Origin of the sequence: Kitasatospora sp. MBT63, from assembly GCF_000710465.2 — a bacterium.
In the GTDB taxonomy this organism is placed as follows: domain Bacteria; phylum Actinomycetota; class Actinomycetes; order Streptomycetales; family Streptomycetaceae; genus Kitasatospora.
The window spans coordinates 1-206 of record NZ_JAIZ01000169.1 but is presented as its reverse complement, the minus strand read 5'-3'; the positions used below and the strand labels follow the sequence as shown (position 1 = coordinate 206).

The following is a 206-nucleotide window of genomic DNA, read 5'->3' as shown; positions in this document are numbered from 1 at the left end:
TACGCGCTGTCGCACCTGGACGCCCTGGAGGCGGAGTCGGTGCACATCTTCCGCGAGGTGGCGGGCGAGTTCGAGCGGCCGGTGATCCTGTTCTCCGGCGGCAAGGACTCGATCGTCATGCTGCACCTGGCGCTGAAGGCCTTCCACCCGGCGCCGGTGCCGTTCGCCCTGCTGCACGTCGACACCGGGCACAACTTCCCCGAGGT

1 protein-coding gene is annotated in these 206 nt (G+C 68.9%); it reads left to right on the top strand.

Features of this window, described 5'->3' with window-relative positions; all coding sequences use genetic code 11:
• Nucleotides 1–206, top strand: a 206-nt coding sequence (locus AA75_RS11840; RefSeq protein ID WP_033819882.1) for a phosphoadenosine phosphosulfate reductase family protein, incomplete at both ends; no start/stop codon positions are given.